At 62.9% G+C, this 14,740-nt stretch carries 16 protein-coding genes; 9 read left to right on the top strand and 7 right to left on the bottom strand.

Annotated elements, in window-relative coordinates; translation table 11 throughout:
• The first annotated feature begins 82 nt into the window (after positions 1–82).
• The 6 genes from RI103_RS01015 to RI103_RS00990 all read left to right on the top strand — a co-directional run bounded on the left by RI103_RS01015 (position 83) and on the right by RI103_RS00990 (position 7,002).
• Positions 83–685 (top strand): YbhB/YbcL family Raf kinase inhibitor-like protein, encoded by a 603-nt coding sequence (locus RI103_RS01015; protein WP_310813651.1) that lies wholly within the window; start codon positions 83–85, stop codon positions 683–685.
• Positions 686–1,003: 318 nt separating this feature from the next.
• Positions 1,004–1,576 carry a flavodoxin family protein gene (locus RI103_RS01010; protein ID WP_310813650.1) on the top strand — a complete coding sequence of 191 codons (573 nt, stop codon included), beginning with the start codon at positions 1,004–1,006 and terminating at the stop codon, positions 1,574–1,576.
• 184 nt (positions 1,577–1,760) lie between these two features.
• Entirely contained in the window at positions 1,761–2,708 is a 948-nt protein-coding gene (argC, locus tag RI103_RS01005; RefSeq protein ID WP_310813649.1) for an N-acetyl-gamma-glutamyl-phosphate reductase, read from the top strand.
• 502 nt (positions 2,709–3,210) lie between these two features.
• Entirely contained in the window at positions 3,211–4,644 is a 1,434-nt protein-coding gene (locus RI103_RS01000) for a DUF2957 domain-containing protein (RefSeq protein WP_310813648.1), read from the top strand.
• Between the two features lie 113 nt (positions 4,645–4,757).
• Positions 4,758–6,002, top strand: a complete 1,245-nt coding sequence (locus tag RI103_RS00995) for a DUF2957 domain-containing protein (RefSeq protein ID WP_310813647.1) — start codon at positions 4,758–4,760, stop codon at positions 6,000–6,002.
• Between the two features lie 175 nt (positions 6,003–6,177).
• Complete coding sequence (locus RI103_RS00990; RefSeq protein ID WP_310813646.1) at positions 6,178–7,002, top strand: OmpW family outer membrane protein; 825 nt, start codon at positions 6,178–6,180, stop codon at positions 7,000–7,002.
• 273 nt (positions 7,003–7,275) lie between these two features.
• Here the strand turns inward: RI103_RS00990 and RI103_RS00985 are convergent, their stop codons facing one another.
• Positions 7,276–7,911 carry a LysE family translocator gene (locus RI103_RS00985; RefSeq protein WP_310813645.1) on the bottom strand — a complete coding sequence of 212 codons (636 nt, stop codon included), beginning with the start codon at positions 7,909–7,911 and terminating at the stop codon, positions 7,276–7,278.
• A gap of 75 nt (positions 7,912–7,986) precedes the next feature.
• A complete protein-coding gene (locus RI103_RS00980; protein ID WP_310813644.1) occupies positions 7,987–8,856 on the bottom strand; it encodes an NAD(P)-dependent oxidoreductase in 870 nt (289 codons plus the stop codon).
• Between the two features lie 94 nt (positions 8,857–8,950).
• On the opposite strand from RI103_RS00980, the gene RI103_RS00975 reads away from it, so the two are divergent.
• Positions 8,951–9,706 carry a Mut7-C RNAse domain-containing protein gene (locus RI103_RS00975; protein WP_310813643.1) on the top strand — a complete coding sequence of 252 codons (756 nt, stop codon included), beginning with the start codon at positions 8,951–8,953 and terminating at the stop codon, positions 9,704–9,706.
• Positions 9,707–9,841: 135 nt separating this feature from the next.
• Entirely contained in the window at positions 9,842–10,120 is a 279-nt protein-coding gene (locus tag RI103_RS00970) for a hypothetical protein (RefSeq protein WP_012434605.1), read from the top strand.
• Positions 10,121–10,273: 153 nt separating this feature from the next.
• On the opposite strand, the gene RI103_RS00965 is transcribed toward RI103_RS00970, so the two are convergent.
• On the bottom strand, positions 10,274–10,483 hold the full coding sequence (locus RI103_RS00965) for a hypothetical protein (RefSeq protein WP_310813642.1): 210 nt from the start codon (positions 10,481–10,483) through the stop codon (positions 10,274–10,276).
• Between the two features lie 438 nt (positions 10,484–10,921).
• On the opposite strand from RI103_RS00965, the gene RI103_RS00960 reads away from it, so the two are divergent.
• Complete coding sequence (locus RI103_RS00960; protein WP_310813641.1) at positions 10,922–11,854, top strand: DMT family transporter; 933 nt, start codon at positions 10,922–10,924, stop codon at positions 11,852–11,854.
• A gap of 84 nt (positions 11,855–11,938) precedes the next feature.
• Here the strand turns inward: RI103_RS00960 and RI103_RS00955 are convergent, their stop codons facing one another.
• From RI103_RS00955 to RI103_RS00940, 4 genes are all read right to left on the bottom strand, one after another.
• Positions 11,939–12,190: a hypothetical protein gene (locus tag RI103_RS00955; RefSeq protein ID WP_310813640.1), complete on the bottom strand. Its 252-nt coding sequence runs from the start codon at positions 12,188–12,190 to the stop codon at positions 11,939–11,941.
• Between the two features lie 774 nt (positions 12,191–12,964).
• Positions 12,965–13,651 (bottom strand): DUF2242 domain-containing protein, encoded by a 687-nt coding sequence (locus tag RI103_RS00950; RefSeq protein WP_310813639.1) that lies wholly within the window; start codon positions 13,649–13,651, stop codon positions 12,965–12,967.
• A gap of 166 nt (positions 13,652–13,817) precedes the next feature.
• On the bottom strand, positions 13,818–14,471 hold the full coding sequence (locus RI103_RS00945; RefSeq protein WP_310813638.1) for a transglycosylase SLT domain-containing protein: 654 nt from the start codon (positions 14,469–14,471) through the stop codon (positions 13,818–13,820).
• 52 nt (positions 14,472–14,523) lie between these two features.
• Positions 14,524–14,730: an HTH domain-containing protein gene (locus RI103_RS00940; RefSeq protein WP_310813637.1), complete on the bottom strand. Its 207-nt coding sequence runs from the start codon at positions 14,728–14,730 to the stop codon at positions 14,524–14,526.
• Positions 14,731–14,740: the final 10 nt, after the last annotated feature.

The following is a 14,740-nucleotide window of genomic DNA, read 5'->3' as shown; positions in this document are numbered from 1 at the left end:
TTGGATCGACCTTGGGGCACAAAATAGGGACAATAACCATCGCGAGGACAACCGCCTCGCGCCCTCACAGGAGAACCGGCACATGCGCTCGCGTTGCCTGGTTGTTTCGATTGCTTCGCCGTCGCGCCGTCTACCGTCGTTCCCCTGCGTGATGCTGGGTCTCGCGCTACTGGCCGCGCACGGACCACACGCCCTTGCCGAAGGCGCGTTCGCGCTGACCAGCGCCAGCTTCCGTGCCGGCGGCACCGTGGCGGACGCTCAGGTATTCAATCAGGACGACTGCAAAGGCGGCAACCGCTCACCGCAACTTTCGTGGCGCGACGCGCCGCCCGGCACGCGCAGCTTCGCGATCACCATGTTCGATCAGGATGCGCCGGGCCGCGGCTGGTGGCACTGGTCGGTGGCGGGCATTCCGGCCACGGTCAGCAGCTTGCCGGAGAACGCGAGTTCTTCGGGCTTCCTCAGCAAACTCGGTGCGGTCGAAGCGCGCAACGACTTCGATACCGACGGCTATGGCGGTCCCTGTCCGCCGCCGGGCAAACCGCATCGCTACATCATCACCGTTTATGCGCTCAGCACCGCCGACCTACGCCTCGCGCAAGGCCGTCCCGCGCTGATGTTCGATCATGAGATCGGCACCGCCACGCTCGGCTTTGCGCGGATGGTGGTCAATTACGGGCGCTAACCTCGCGCACTGCAGCGCATCGTGGTGCATCGCGGCGCGGCGCGAGCAAACCGAACGGCATGACCGCCGGCCCGAGCCGGGGCCCGAGCCGGAGCCCGGAGCCCGGAGCCCGGCGCATGGCGCATGGCGCATGGCGCATGGCGCATGGCGCATGGCGCATGGCTTGCATCGTATTGCCGCTCGCGCGGAATTTCCGTCATCTGTGCCCGCTGATGTGCAGCCTGGCGGTGTGCGCCATGCTTGCCGCTGTCGTGCCGCTGCACGAGCGCACCATTGCCGTGCCCGACCCATCGTCTTTTCACTTTGCTGGAGTTTGTCATGTCGAAGATCGTCATCGTTTATCACAGCGGCTACGGCCACACGAAGAAAGTCGCCGAGTCCGTGCTGGCGGGCGCCCTCGAAGCCGGCGCGGACGCGAAACTGATGCCGGTCGGCGAGATCGACGACGCAGCGTGGGCCGAGCTGGCCGCGGCCGACGCCATTATCTTCGGCGCGCCGACGTACATGGGCGGCCCCTCCGCCGACTTCAAGAAATTCGCCGACGCGAGCTCGAAGCCGTGGTTCGGCCAGACGTGGAAGGACAAGATCGCGGCCGGCTTCACCAACTCGGCGACCATGAACGGCGACAAGTTCTCGACGATCCAGTACTTCGTCACGCTGGCCATGCAGCACAGCATGATCTGGGCGGGCACCGGCATGATGCCGTCGAACACCAAGGCGGCCACCCGCAACGACCTGAACTATGTGGGCGGCTTTACCGGCCTGCTCACGCAGTCGCCGGCCGACGCCTCGCCGGAAGAAGCACCGCCCGCCGGCGATCTGGAAACGGCGCGGATGTTCGGCACACGCGTGGCCGCGGTCACGGCGCGCTGGATCGCCGCGGCCCGCTGACGCGCGGATTGCCGCGATCCGGCCGGCATCGGCTTGCATCTGCTGCATAACGGGTCACGCCGATGTCATGTTCGGCGCGCATCGTCGTTTTTTCACCGCTTTTGCACGTCCGGCGCCGTCACGTCTTAAAATGACGTTCCGGCGCGCTGTCGCGCCCCGTTTCCAGCAAGCCAGTGAGAGCGAGATGAGCACGAAAGTTTTTGTCGACGGACAGGAAGGCACGACCGGCCTGAAGATTTTTGAATACCTGTCGCAGCGCGCCGACGTTGAGATCCTGCGTATCGAAGAAGCAAAGCGCAAAGACCTCGAAGAGCGCCGTCGTCTCATCAACGCGTCGGAGGTCACGTTCCTGTGCCTGCCGGATGTCGCCTCGCGCGAATCCGCTTCGCTGGTGGAGAACGATCGCACGGTGCTGATCGATGCCAGCACCGCGTTCCGCACGTCCGCCGACTGGGCTTACGGCCTGCCCGAACTGGCCCGCTCGCAACGCGAGCGTCTGCGCACGGCGAAACGCATTGCCGTGCCGGGCTGTCATGCGTCGGCCTTCGTGCTCGCCATGCGTCCGCTGGTCGAAGCCGGCGTGGTGGCGCCCGAGTTCGCCGCGCATGCGTACTCGATCACCGGCTACAGCGGCGGCGGCAAGAAAATGATCGCCGACTACGAAGCCGGAAGTAACGACAAGCTCAAGAGCCCGCGTCCGTACGCGCTCGGCCTCACCCACAAGCATCTGCCGGAAATGGCCGCGCATACGGGCCTGAAGTCGGCGCCGATCTTTACGCCGATCGTCGGCGATTTCTACAAGGGTCTCGCGGTCACCACCTTCTTCTCGCCGAACCAGCTGGCGAAGAAGGCCACGCCGCAAGACGTGCAGGCGCTGTTCGCCGAGTATTACGCGGGCGAGGCGTTCGTGCACGTCGCACCGTTCGACGCGGAAGCAAACCTCGACAGCGGTTTCTTCGACGTGCAGGCGAACAACGACACGAACCGTGTCGACCTGTTCGTGTTCGGCAACGAAGAGCGCTTCGTGACCGTCGCGCGGCTGGACAATCTGGGCAAGGGCGCCTCGGGCGCAGCCATCCAGTGCATGAACCTCGCGGTCGGCGCCACGGAGGAAAGCGGCTTGAAACGTTAATCACGCTATTCGAGCTGGAAATTACGGACGGTAATTCTCCGTCAATATATTGAAAGGCCGGTCTACAAAGACCGGCCTTTCTTTTTTTAAAATCCCGCCGCTCAAAATTCCTTTTCCGCGTTTAATCAGTAGTAGCCCGTATTACTTAAAAAATAAAAACGGATTGCTTAACAAATCACCGGTAATTCATTCCTGATATCGCCGCGTAGCGCATAGTTTTCCGCATAGGGAAACTCCGGATTTTTTCGCGAACGGTCGTTCGCAGATCATAGAGCCATTTTGCTCTAACGCTTACCTGGTAAGGGAGTGCGGTGGAGCACCGATGCCGTCTCACAAGCGAAAAATCCTTTTTTGTTTAAAAGCCCGGCACATCCCCGCGCGCTGCGCGTCTGGTAAAAAATCGCACTGTTTGAATCATTATTTTTAGACGGCTCATTCAATTGACAGCCATTAATCGTGCAGCGAAATTAGTTCGCACAATTACATGAAGGGAGACAGAAGCATGTCGCACGCCATTACTCGAAGCCTGGCGATGGCCATTGCCACGGTTCCGTTCCTGATTGCTTGCGGCGGCGGCAAAGCCGACAACCCAGGCGCGATCAACGCACCGCAATGTTCAGGCGCGAGTTGCGGCGTGCAAGGGCCGCCCGCCTCAGGCGCCGGCGCGGTGGCGTTGTGCCCGGCGACTGCCGACATCGTCAAGAGCACCTTCCTCGGTGGCGCGGGTAGTGGCGAAGTGGTGCAACTGAACATCGACGCGACGGCGATGACCTATACGCTGAAGTGGCTCAAGTCGCCGATCCCGCTGACCAGCGCCGACGTCACGATCACGCGCGAAGGCACGCAGATCACCGGTGCGGTGATCCATCCGCCGACCGGCACGCTGCCGACCGCGGAGCAAACCCGTTGCGCATTCATTCTCGGCAAAGGCACCGGCATCGCGCCCGCCAACGGCACGACCTATACGACACCCGACTTCGTCAACAACCCGAATCCGCCGATGATCCTGGTCGGCCAGGGCGTAGCCGGCGGCGGCATTCCGGGCGCGACTGTCGAGTACGACGGACTGACCGTCATTCAGGGCGTCATCGATCATGTCGGCGCGGTGCCGAACCGACACTTCGATTTCTATCCGTTCCTGGGCTTCGCCAGCACGACGAACGATCTCACCAGGCTGGCCGGCACCTACAACGGTCTGCTGTACCACCTGGTGCCGTCCGGTTCGTATGCGGCGACGGCGACCAACACAGTCGAAACCTTCGACGCGGCCGGCAACTGCACGGGCTCCAATCCAGCGAACGCAGCCTTTACGCCGAGTCCGAGCGGCTGCCTGACGACCGGCACGGCGTGGACCGCCAATAGCAGCGGCTACTTCGACAGCCAGAACGCACCGCAAATCGGCGCGCAGCTCAAGCTGCCGCCGCTGAATAAGCCGAGCGGCGTATCCGCGCAGGCGCACATGATTCTCGGCCAGATCAACGGCGCGACGGTGCCGCTCGTGATCCGCACGGGCTCAGTGAACCTGGGCACGCCAGTGCTGTTCCACGCCGACGCCAAGGTCGACGACGAGTCCGGCATCGCGATGCTCGCCGTGGCCACGCCGCTTGCCTCCGGCGGCTTCGACGGCGGCTACGCGGGGGCGGACTCCAACTTCAAGTACACCGCGGCGTTGATCCAGGGCGGCGTCGGCACCTTCATCAACCCGTCGACTTCCGCAGGGGAAGACGGTTTCGGTTTGGGCTACGGCTTGCCGAGCCCGGGGCTGGTCGGCGTCCAGCAAGCGAACGGTCAAACCGGCCTCGCCATCGCTTCCGGCGGGCTGTACGCGATCGAGATTCAAGGGACCGTCAACGGCGGCGTCGCGCCGACGTCGCAACTCAGCAGCACGGCTTCCAGCGCACCCTACTTCGGCATCGGAGCACAAATCAGCAAGTAGATCACCCAAGTGACCCAGCGCGAACCGGCCGTGGGCAGTACGAGAGACAAATAGCAAAAAGGTGGCGGGACTGGGAGCCGGCCACACACAAACGAGAAAATTCTGGAGGCGGTATGAAATGGAGAATCCTTTCGGTGCTCGCTCTTACTGCACCGTTGCTGGGGGCGTGCGGCGGCGGCGGCGCAGGCGCCGGACCCGTTACGGAAGTCCGTCTGTGTCCGGCGTCGCTGGACTACGGCACGGTCTTCACGGGCGGCGGCGGTGACGGCGAACTGGTCAAGCTGCAACTCGATACGAGCAAGATGACCTGGCAGGTCAATTACATCGAGTCGCCGATCCCGGCGGCCACCGGCACCGTCGTTCCGACGCGCGCGGGCCAGAGCGCCAGCGGCACGCTGACGCAGGAAACCCTGCTGCCGACCAGCAAGCTCAACCAGTGCGCGTTCCGCCTGAACGGCGCGAGTCTCGATCCGAATCGTCCAGCGCGGATTTTCGTCGGCGAAGGCGTGGCGGGCGGCACGATCCCCGGCGCGGAAATTTCGTTCGGCGGGATTCTGGGCGTGGGCGCCGTGCCGGATACCAGGTTCCCGTACTACCCGTTCATCGGTTTTTCGTCGATTGAAACGAACCTCGCGAACGTAGCCGGCACGTACAACCAGCTCGGCTATCACCAGGTGCCGTCGCAAAACTTCGCGCCGGTCGTGGTCGATTCGAAGATCACGATCAACGCGGACGGCACATGGACCGAGTGCGACAACGCCGGCGTCAACGCGGGCAAGTGTCAGCAGCCGGGCGGCAGTTTCGCGCCGGCGGCGGACGGCAGCGGCGCGTTCCAGACCAACAACTTCCTGGGCCAGGCCAAACCGACGCTCGCGACGACTCCGCAAGCGCGCGGCTACATGATCGTCGGCAAGTTGCGCAACCAGCTGGTGCCGATCCTCGTGCGAACCGGCGCGGCGAACTCGTCGGTGACCGTGCCGCAAAACGGCGCGCTCGGCCCCTACGCCGACGACGAATCGGGGATTTCGATTCTGGCGCCGCAAAGCGCGATCACGGTGAACTCGCAAAACGGTGAGTACATCGGCGTGGATAGCCAGTTCGACTACCGCACCACCGCGCTCGAAGGCACTCAGGCCACGCTGCTCGATCCGTTCAACGCCTCGCAGGCATCGCTGGCGACCGCGCTGAATCTGGACTTCACGCAAGCCGTGTCCGGCGTGGTGACGACGACGCAAGTGGGCGCTTCCACCGGCACCACGCCGACCGGAAAGATGATCTTCACGGGTGGTGTGTTCGGCTACCTCGACCTGACCAACGCGGCCTCGCCGTACTTCACGATCGGCGCCTTCGTCCAGTAACGGACGCAGCACGCGCCGCCAATCCGTAACGTGGCGCGCGCGTCCCGGCTGCTGCGCAGCGCAACCGCGCGGCAGCGGGCTGCCCAACGAATATGCAGCGCGCCGTCGTGGTCGCCGACCCGCCGCCGCTTGCCGCGCGCGCGACGAGCCTCAAGCGCGCCTCAGGAGGAACAAGATGAAAAAAAACTATCTCGCGTTACTGGCCGCGTGCCTGTCCGCCAGCGCGCACGCCCAGCAAGCGGGCGACAACGTCGCCGCGCTCGGCTGGTTCCACGTGATGCCGCAGGACTCCAGCACGCCGCTCACCACCCATGTCGCGCCGACGCCGATCAACACGCCGCTGCGTCTACCGAGTTCGTTCACCTCGACCGGAACGAGCTTGTCGACCAATAGCGCCGACACCGTCGGCCTGGTGTTCAGCCATTACCTTACCGATCACATCGCGGTGACGACGGTGGCGGGCGTGCCGCCAGAATTCAAGATCTACGGGCATGGCACCATCAAACCGCCGGGGCCGGCCGGCGCGCTCGGCCAGCAGGATCTGGGCGATCCGCAGGCCAACCCGATCGTCAAGAGCGTGCGCCAGTGGAGCCCGGCGCTGCTGTTCCAGTACTACTTCAATGCGCCGACGGCGAAATTCCGGCCGTTCGTCGGCATCGGCGTGTCGTACAACTGGTTCTCCGACGTTCAGTTGAGCCCGAACTTCGTGACATCGACGCAAAACAACCTCGGCGCCGTGCTGGCGGCCGGCGCGGGCAAGCCGGGGCAAACGCAGGTGTCGGCGAAAGCGTCGTCGTCCTGGGCGCCAGTGTTCAACGCGGGCCTCGTGTACAACATCACCGAGCATTGGGGCCTGCTGGCCTCGGTCACCTACATTCCGCTGAAGACGACCTCGTCGGTCATCATCAAGGCGGCGGACGGCACGGAGCTGGGTGTGTCGAAGGCGGACCTGAAGGCCGATCCGATCATTTCCTTTCTCGCCGTCTCGTACAAGTTCTGAGTTCGATCCTGACGCAACGCAGCCGGCTACCTTGCGCAAAGGTGAGCCGGCTTTGTCTTTTCCGCGACGCTGGAAATTCTGGGCAAAAAAAAGCCCGCCTAAGTGGGCGGGCTGAATCCATATCAGAGGAGACATGGAGGAGACAAGACAAACTATAGCAAACGGCTTGGTGCGGCGCAACATGAAAATTAGGGTAGACCCTCGGCGTTGCAAGTACGCAACGCTCGCCGAATGGCTTGCCGCCTCCACTGACGCACGGCTCCGCGTTGCCTATCAGTGGCGCACCAGCGCCATCATCGCGCCGAAGCCGACGAACACCCCACCCGTCAGACGATTGAACATCCGGGCGACGCTGCGGCTCTTCAACTTTGCGCCAATCCGCGTACCGAAGCCCGCGTACACCAGATACCAGCTCACCTCGATCACCGCGAAGGTAGCGACGAGTACGCCGAACTGCGGCAACTTGGGCTGCGCGGCGTCGATGAATTGCGGCAGCAGCGCCGCGGCGAACAGAATCGCCTTGGGATTGCTGCCCGCGACCAGAAAGCCGTTGCGAAATAGCGCGAAGCGCGAGCGCGCGGGCTTCGCGGCCAGTTCGTCGGCGTCGCCGGCGACGGCTTCGTCAGCGGGTGCGCGCCACGCCTTGATGCCGAGATACACGAGGTAAGCCGCGCCGATCAGCCGCAGCGCGTTGAACATGGCCGGCCACGCCTCGAGAAACACGCCGAGACCCGCCGCCGACATCGCCAGCATCAACACCAGCGCCGACAGGCAACCCGCCATGGTCGCGCTGGAGCGGCGCAGGCCGTGCTGGGCGCCGTGCGTCATCACGAGCAGCATGTTCGGACCGGGAATCGCGGAAACGACAAAGACAGTGGCGACGAACAGCCACCAGGTATGCAGACTCATGGGAATCACGGCGGATAGAGGATCGGGCGGCTATTATGCCCGCCCGCGCCCGTCCATGCCGCCGGTCAGTGGCTTTTAGCGTCCTGCTCGCCGCGCGGCGACCTGGCCCAGCACGGCGAAATCCTTCTCACCGTCGCCGTGAGCGACGGCTTCGAGCAGGCTGTCGCGCACCACGCTGGCGATCGGCAGCGGCGTCGTGACGGCGTCGGCCGCGGCCAGCGCGAGACGGATGTCTTTGAGGCCCAGACGCGCCTTGAACAGCGCCGGCTCGTAGCGCTGCTCCGCGATCAGCTTGCCGTAGCCCGAATAGACGGGCCCAGGAAACAGGCCGCTCGTAATGACGTCGAGGAAATCCTGCATCGCGAGACCGTGGCCGGTCACCAGTGTGGCCGCTTCACCGAGCGTCTCGACCGCCGCGCCCAGCATGAAGTTAGCGGCGAGCTTCATGACGTTCGCCTGCTGCGGCAGTGAACCGATGCGCCATGTCTTCTGGCCGACCGCGTCGAAAATCGGCTGGACGCGGTCGATCGACTCAGCCGGTCCACCCGCGACGATGGTCAGCTTGCCCGCCGCCGCGACGTCGGGCCGGCCCATCACCGGCGCGGCGACGTAGTTGACGCCGCGCGACGCGTGCGCCGTCGCCAGCTCCTCGGCCAGCGCCACCGAGATCGTCGCCATGTTCACGTGGATCAGCCCGCGCGGAGCGTGTTCCAGCAGCGACGCGGTGATGACCTCGCGCAACGCGCTATCGTCGGCGAGCATTGAGAACACTGCGTCGCCCGCAAACGCTTCGGCCGGCGTCGCGACGATCCGCGCGCCTGCGTCGGCGAGCGGCTGCGCGCGCTCCGGTGAGCGGTTCCACACGCGCACCTGATGCCCGGCTTTCAAAATGTTTGCAACCATCGCGGCGCCCATCTCGCCGAGACCGATAAAACCGATGTCCATCTGTCACTCCGTCTTCTAAAGAACTGGAAGTAAAGCACACCCATGCGACACGTGCAGGACAGCGCGCAAAGAAACACGGTGCGATACTGCGGTGATGGTGACCGCGACATTCCGCTTCTACGAGGAGCTGAACGATTTTCTCGCCCGGCCGCTGCGCCGGCGCGCGTTCAGTTACGCCTGCGCGCCGGGCGCCACTGCGAAGCACATGATCGAAGCGCTCGGGGTGCCGCACACCGAAGTCGAACTGATTCTGGTCAACGACGAGTCGGTCGGTTTCAATCATCCCCTCTCGGACGGCGATCGCATAGCCGTCTATCCGAAGTTTGAAGCGCTCGACATCCAGCCGCTCCTGCGCGTGCGCGAACGTCCGCTGCGCGTGGTGCGTTTCATCGCCGATGCGCATCTGGGCGGCCTCGCGCCGCTCCTGCGGCTCGCCGGCTTCGACACGCTATACGACAACCACTTTCCCGATGCCGATATCGAAGCGCTTGCCGCCGCGCAGCAGCGCATCGTCCTGACCCGCGACCGCGAGTTATTAAAACGCCGCAGCATCACGCACGGCTGCTACGTCCGCACGCTCAGGCCGCGCGAGCAATTGCGCGAAGTGTTTGAACGGCTCGATCTGGCCGGCAGCGCGCAACCGTTCCGCCTATGCCTGATGTGCAATGTGCCGCTGCGGCGCATCCCCAAAGAGGAAGTCGGCACGCGCGCCCCCGACGGTGTGCTGGAACGGCATGCTCAATTCGTTACCTGCGACGTGTGCCGCCGCGTATTCTGGGAAGGCACGCACTGGCAAAGAATGCGCGCGCTGATGGATAGCGTGGCTGCCGCGCCGGGCCGGTCCAGGTGAGCTTGCATCGAGGTTCATCCCGGCTTCCGCTCCGCGCGGCAATCGGTGCGCGCGCAATCCGAACGCCGCGCGTTCGCGCGACGTCCGGCGCGGTGCGTACAATGCGGGATTACTTATCTGGCAAAGGCCTTCCGTATGGCAATGAAAAAGACCGACCTTGAAAAGAACAAGGCACTCAAGCTGAACAATGCAATGAAGCTGTCGACCGCCGATCGCTTCGGTAAAGCCGCCGCGGCCGAACCGAAGCTCGACCGCCGCGAACAGCGCAAGCTCGATCAGGCGCAGGGCCTCGTCGCGTTTGCCTGCAAGCTGAACGGCGATCTGGTGACCGAACTGAAAGAGCGCGCCGCGACCCATCCCGAAGGAATGACCGGACTGCTGAACGAAGTCATCAAGCGCGGCCTTGCCGGCTAATCGCCGCAAGAACCCACCCCGAATGCAAAAAGGCCAGAGCACGAGCTCTGGCCTTTTTGCTTGCGACGCCTTCATCCGAAGCGCGCTGCACTGGCCGGCTGGCGGCGCAGTGCAGTCAACCGGCGAAGCTGGCCCGAAAGCTCGGGCGGCAGCTTAGTTTGCCGTGCCCTTGTCGTTCGTGCCAGCTGCCGAAGCGGCTGCCGAAACCGGAGCGCGCTTGCCGTGCGTGTTCAGCTTCTTGATGTGATGCTTCTTCGGCGCGCTTGCCGCAGCAGCCGGTGCTGCGTCCGACGCTTGTGCGAAAGCTTGAACGGAAACCAGCGCGATCGAAGCGGCTGCGAGCGAGACGATAACTTTTTTCATGTGTTGTTCCCCAAACCTGGACGACTGAGTCAATGTGAATGAATAGCTGCACGGTGAAGCAGACAGGGCTTTGAGGCGCCTTCCCGCTCCCCGCGGGAGAGTATTACCCAGTGTAGGCGGTTTGTCATGCCCAAAACTCGATATGTATTTTCCGGGAGACAGCTTGCTTTCGACCTGCTTTCACTCATTAAGCGGCCCATACCAGGGGATTCACCTAGACCGTCTCAAACCAGATTGCGCAACAGGCTGGCATTCTCCAAAAGGGTCGGCAACACCCGGTCCAGCGCGGCGTTGGCCGACTCCTGTCCGACCAGCATCGAGGAATATTTGCGCGATTACGTTCAAGGGCTCGAGACTGTTCGCTCCGTCTCGGACGTCCGCACACGCGGATAAAATCAACGCCTGCCTAACACAACAAACAGATTAGAAAGACCACCTTTGAAAACCGAAACCCGCCAACACCTGCGTGCCAATGTGCTGATGCTGATCGCCGCGATGATCTGGGGTTCCGCATTCGTCGCGCAACGCCTGAGTCTCGACGCGATCGGACCGTTTCTGTTCACCGGTCTGCGTTTTCTTCTCGGCGCGCTCGTCGTGCTGACGCTAATCGTATGCGTGCGACGCTCCGCGCTGGCCGAACTGTCGAAGCGCGAGGCCGGCGGCGCGCGCGAACTGCTCGGCGCCGGCGTGCTGCTCGGCGTGGTGCTGGCCGCCTCGATTTCATTGCAGCAGATCGGCCTGCAGTACACGAAGGTCGCCAACGCGGGTTTCATCAGTTCGCTGTACGTAGTGATCGTGCCGTTGCTGGGCGTGCTGTTCAGACATCGCACGGGAATCGGCACGTGGCTCGGTGCGGCGCTCGCGGCCGTGGGCATGTATTTCCTGAGCGTCAACGACCATTTTTCGATGCTGTACGGCGACTGGTATCAGCTTGCCGGTGCGCTCGTGATCTCCGTTCAGATGATGCTGGTCGGGCGCTTCGCGCTGCGGCACGATACGCTCATGCTCGCGCTCGTGCAGTTCGTGACGTGCGGGCTCGCGTGCCTCGTTGTCGGGATCGCCATCGAACCATTCAGCCTCGCGGTGATGGCGCGCGCCGCGCCGACCATCCTGTACGGCGGGGCGCTCTCAGTCGGCATTGCCTATACGATTCAGGTGGTCGCGCAAAAACACGCGGCGCCGTCGCACGCGGCGGTGATCTTCAGCATGGAAGGGGTGTTCGCCGCGCTCGCGGCGTGGTTCGTGCTCGGCGAAACGCTGTCGGCGCGCGCGCTGTTTGGATGCGCGCTGATGCTCGCGGGTTTGATCGTGTGTCAGGTGATGCCGGCTTGGCGACGCGGGCGTGAGCGCGTGCCTCATGCGTCGTCTTGAAGATGGAGGCAGTCATCGCATTCCACGCCAAAGCGTGCAGGATTTTTGCACCGGCGGCCGGCGGTGTTGGATTGCTTGATGCCCTCACGCAGCCCGCGAATGCGCATACAGAGCCGGCGTATCGGCAGTAGGCGGAAACACGCACCAGCAGCCGTCGTCATGCCGAAAGAAGAACAACCCCCGTGAGCCCGTCCCGAGCGACGTCTCGACTCGGACATACCGTCGGCCTCCCAGGCGAGTGCGACTGAATTCGGTGACATGGACCGGCGCCGAAGGCTCCGGCGCGAGCCATTTCTCCACCAGAAACCGCAGCGACTGTTCGCTCGCCATTCTCATGATCCGCTCCGTGCCGGCTTGTCCCGACGCGCGTCGCGCGTGGCGTCGGTGTTGTCGTCGCTATCGGCGTCCGCGTCGTGTTCAGCGGATGCGAGCGCGATGGCCCGGTTGGTGGCTGCCGCCCGCAGCGTGCTGCAATGGGTGGCATGTCGAATATCCGAGAGAAGACGGACAAGCTGTCGTGCTGTTCTGCGTTTCATTACACACCCCCGCACTGCACCAATAACCTCAGAAAACACTTTAACTCTATGCCTGGATCGGGCGTTGCCGAAATGGTTTTGACTAAATAGCAACAGTTGCGCTTGCAAAAAGAGAGACGCAATCTTTGTACCGTCCGTCTTCAATGTGCGCGTCGGGCGGGTGGCGGTCTGTACGGTGGCGAGCGCTTCGACAACTTGAAAAACTTGCTCGGCAAGCGTTGGAGAAACGACTTCGAAGCCGAGTTATCCACAATTCCCTATGAATAACTTCGGGATAGCGCATGGAACAGCCTGTGTGCGGAATCTTGATAAGACGCCCCGGCAGGCAAGCCCCATCAAAGTTATCCCGGTTTGGTACTTTTTCTACAAGCGCGTTCCGTACGCTTATGGGCTTCGCATGACGTTGATGTGATGGAACATTCCCAAGTTATCCACAGAAGGGGTTAACCCTTGTTAACTATTACTACCTATGTATACGTATGAAGTAAAAGACATAGGATAAGTGATGCTTCGCGATGAGATTGAAGGCTGATCAGGTCTTGAACCGCTTCGAAAACGCGAACTCCCCGCTGAATCAGGGCGCTACGCCGACCCCGCTCACCGGCTGCACGGACGCAGCCTTGCCGATCGCGTCGAGCATGTCGGGAACGGGCGCCGGGGCCGTCGCTTCGACGGGCACCGGCAGCAGGCGCGTCTCGATGCGGTTATTGGCGACCGGTTGCGTGCGCACCACCGTCTGCAGATAGTGATCGACGAGCCCGAAGAAACGGTCGTAGAACTTGCCCGACGGAATGGTCTCGCTGGAAATCTTGACCATCGCATCGCTGTTCGAACGGATCGGCAGCGAGAGCGAACCCAGCACGCTCAGTCCAACGCTCGCCGACGTATCGCTTTTCTTCAGCGCAAAGCCGTTCTGCACCGCATTGACGTAGACGATGCTCGTATCGCTCGCCTCTTCGCCAGGCGTACAGACCACATGAAATTCAACGACCACGTGCGTATCGCCTGTCGGCTGGAAGTTCTTGGTGCCGTCGACAGTGTCGTTGCGCGTCATCGTCGTCAGATAGCCTTGGCTCAAGAGAGCGCGGCGCGCGGCCTCGCAACTGTCCGTGGTGTTCGAGTTGAAATTGCGTGCGTACGGACTCGCGCCAGTTTCGAACAACTCCTGCTGGAATTTCGGCTGCGGCGTGCTGCTACAGGCGGCAAGGGTCAGCAGGCCGACAAGTGCGGTGGCTGTGGTTCTGGAAAACGAGGTCAACATGGTCGATCGGAAGAGGTGCTGCGTCAGCGCGATGGGAATGCATTGTAGAGCGGTTGCTAACCGCGCGTAAAAAGCACGCAACGCGACGTCTTGCAGCCCGTGACCGTGCATTGCCGCAGCTGCGATGCGACTGCGGCGGATAAAAAAAGAGAAAGCGGAAAGCCGCTCAGTGCGATGTAGCGGGAAGTCCCGTCGCCGATGTGGCTGGGCCGTTCAACCAAGCGGCGTTGACGGCAGGAACGCTGAACGCGTTGGCCCAGTTGCCCGGTGCCGCGCAACGGTCAGAGGTGGACCGTGCCGCGCACATGCCGGTCTGCGCATCCGATTGCTGGGCGGCAGCTTGCGACGGAGCGATCGCTGCAAAGTCTTCGACGCGCAAGCTCACTTTCTGCGCGTAGGCTTGCGACCCGCCGTAGCTCTTAAGCGCGGCGTTCAGGTCGCCATTGGCCGAGCGCATGTAGCCGTACAGGATCGCCGAGCCCACTTCGATGTTCGCGGTGGGCTCGGTGAGGTCCTTGACGTTCCTCAGCATTCCGCGATGCGCGCCCGGCACGACCTGCATCAGCCCGGTCGCGCCGTTGGCGCCTTTGGCCTTTTCCTTGAAGCGGGATTCGATCGAGATGATCGCCAGCAGAAGCGCCGGCGGGAGAGAGTATTTCGAGGCGGCGGACTGCACCGCGTCGGAAATCTTCTGAGCCTTTTCCTTTGCCAGACCGAATTTTTGCGTCAGATAGGCGGACATTCGGTCGGTGTTTTCATCGGCCGTCGCGGTGTGCACGAGGCCGAGCGAAAGCACGATCAGGCAAAGTAACCGGCTCATAACGGAGGACGGGAAAAAAAGGGGATCCGGGCATTATAGCTCTGCCCCCAAATTAGCCCCAGAACGAGCGCAGATTCATCTTAGGAATCGCGCCCGGCCGGGCTTCTTTTCGCGTTTCAGCGCGACGGCTTCGATAGATAGTGCGCAGCGAGATCGCGCATTCGCCGGCGAGCGACTGCGCAGTGACGCGGCCACGGGCCTGTAGCGTCATCAGAATGGAAAGAAGCCGGCTGGCTCTCATGCGAACAAGCGTAGTCATACCTGACACC

Origin of the sequence: Paraburkholderia sp. FT54, assembly GCF_031585635.1 — a bacterium.
Taxonomy (GTDB): domain Bacteria; phylum Pseudomonadota; class Gammaproteobacteria; order Burkholderiales; family Burkholderiaceae; genus Paraburkholderia.
The sequence above is the reverse complement of the archived record's forward strand: the minus strand, read 5'-3'. Positions and strand labels throughout refer to the sequence as shown.

Coding starts and splice junctions, on each gene's coding strand:
- RI103_RS00955 (WP_310813640.1), bottom strand. CDS start 12,190: ATGAGAATGGCGAGCGAACAGTCGCTGCGGTTTCTGGTGGAGAAATGG.
- RI103_RS01015 (WP_310813651.1), top strand. CDS start 83: ATGCGCTCGCGTTGCCTGGTTGTTTCGATTGCTTCGCCGTCGCGCCGT.
- RI103_RS01000 (WP_310813648.1), top strand. CDS start 3,211: ATGTCGCACGCCATTACTCGAAGCCTGGCGATGGCCATTGCCACGGTT.
- RI103_RS00980 (WP_310813644.1), bottom strand. CDS start 8,856: ATGGACATCGGTTTTATCGGTCTCGGCGAGATGGGCGCCGCGATGGTT.
- RI103_RS00950 (WP_310813639.1), bottom strand. CDS start 13,651: ATGTTGACCTCGTTTTCCAGAACCACAGCCACCGCACTTGTCGGCCTG.
- RI103_RS00970 (WP_012434605.1), top strand. CDS start 9,842: ATGGCAATGAAAAAGACCGACCTTGAAAAGAACAAGGCACTCAAGCTG.
- RI103_RS00945 (WP_310813638.1), bottom strand. CDS start 14,471: ATGAGCCGGTTACTTTGCCTGATCGTGCTTTCGCTCGGCCTCGTGCAC.
- RI103_RS00975 (WP_310813643.1), top strand. CDS start 8,951: ATGGTGACCGCGACATTCCGCTTCTACGAGGAGCTGAACGATTTTCTC.
- RI103_RS00940 (WP_310813637.1), bottom strand. CDS start 14,730: ATGACTACGCTTGTTCGCATGAGAGCCAGCCGGCTTCTTTCCATTCTG.
- RI103_RS00985 (WP_310813645.1), bottom strand. CDS start 7,911: ATGAGTCTGCATACCTGGTGGCTGTTCGTCGCCACTGTCTTTGTCGTT.
- RI103_RS01010 (WP_310813650.1), top strand. CDS start 1,004: ATGTCGAAGATCGTCATCGTTTATCACAGCGGCTACGGCCACACGAAG.
- argC (WP_310813649.1), top strand. CDS start 1,761: ATGAGCACGAAAGTTTTTGTCGACGGACAGGAAGGCACGACCGGCCTG.
- RI103_RS00995 (WP_310813647.1), top strand. CDS start 4,758: ATGAAATGGAGAATCCTTTCGGTGCTCGCTCTTACTGCACCGTTGCTG.
- RI103_RS00965 (WP_310813642.1), bottom strand. CDS start 10,483: ATGAAAAAAGTTATCGTCTCGCTCGCAGCCGCTTCGATCGCGCTGGTT.
- RI103_RS00990 (WP_310813646.1), top strand. CDS start 6,178: ATGAAAAAAAACTATCTCGCGTTACTGGCCGCGTGCCTGTCCGCCAGC.